The organism is Paenibacillus lactis (assembly GCF_017873605.1).
Lineage (GTDB): Bacteria > Bacillota > Bacilli > Paenibacillales > Paenibacillaceae > Paenibacillus_AQ > Paenibacillus_AQ lactis.
Genome location: NZ_JAGGKI010000046.1, coordinates 1 through 1,334 on the forward strand (window position 1 = coordinate 1; position 1,334 = coordinate 1,334).

Genomic DNA, 1,334 nt, shown 5'->3' on the forward strand with positions numbered 1-1,334 from the left:
CATCGGAGAAACAGGGCGCCGGAAAAGCTTCAACGGTGAGCGCACACCGAGAAAGCTTGTTTACGTGGACTTTGTACCACTATTCTACTCGATTCATTGATGAGATTCAATGGTTTTCCAGTAGTTTAACAGTACACTGATCATTCGTATATAAGGGCCCCTGATCGCGCATCCGATGCGATCAGGGGCCCTTTTTGGTTTGCATACATATCTGTTCGGAATCTATCAATCTATCAAAACATCATATCGGGCGCTCAATGCCACCCAAAACGACATAAAACAAACTCGGCCCTATGGGCCGTTGATGGTGATGGTTTGTCGTCCCACCCTCCCCGAAGCGATCCCCTGGCGGGCTTTTACAGTCTAGGCGTAACGTCCAGGATCGGCAGCGCTGGGGATGTCCTCCGTTAGATGGGTAAAAGTCTATTTACGCCTTCCGCACTCTCCAGAGCGGCGTTGTGACTCCAACGACCGCATTCCCGTCCGTGAGGGCTTACGCCCTGGCTGCCTGCAAGAGTTAGTTAGACTATACGTGGTAACGCACGACCTGGACACGTTGAATTGCAGCAAGCGAAGCGACCGAGAACCCGAGAACGCCAAGACGTTCAAGGTTTTCATTGCCGCAGCTCCCTCCCTATTAGGGGGGGCTGCGGCTCTCTCCCTCCTCCCCTTCGCCCGCCAACACGAAAAACCCCTTCGAGTCAAGCCCAAAATTAGAGCCGCAAAATGCAGGGGCGGGGGCGGGGAGCATGCTTCAAATGCTTGTAGGCGCGCGGAGCGCGGCAACCTTCTTGACGGGCCTGGGGATAAGTAGAAGGAGAACGAAAGGATATCCACAAGACCCAAGAGATCGTTGAAAACGGGGTGATGGCAGACCCCAGCCTAGACCCCTAGCCGCACCCGCGGCCAACAACCATGATGGGCCACCGCGAAATAATGGATACAAAACGCTTGATTTTGGATACAAAAAGGTGTATTATGGATACAAGAGGAAATAGTTTGAAAGGGATGATCCTATGAAGAAGTCTGAAGCGATTGACCAAGCGTATCGAATTGCGACACTGACCCAGCCGACCGATGAAATTAGGGCGCTCCTGTGGCCCCTGGAGCTTGAAAGGGTACTAGAGCTACTTTTGATGCTCCGCATGTCTACGCGCCCTGTGCGCAACCCTGCGGGCTTCCTGCGGTGGGCTATCGCGGAGGGGTGGACCCCGGCCACGCTGCCGGAAAAAATCGACCGAAAGACCGAAAATGCCGAAGTCCGTTATCATACGCGCCGGGGCATGTCGGACGAGCAAGCGCGGCAGGAGGTCATTAACAACCGTAGGAGAGGG

At 54.3% G+C, this 1,334-nt stretch carries 1 pseudogene; it reads left to right on the forward strand.

Annotated elements, in window-relative coordinates:
• Positions 1-1,145 precede the first annotated feature (1,145 nt).
• Positions 1,146-1,334, forward strand: a pseudogene (locus tag J2Z18_RS30270) (hypothetical protein); the annotation flags it as partial.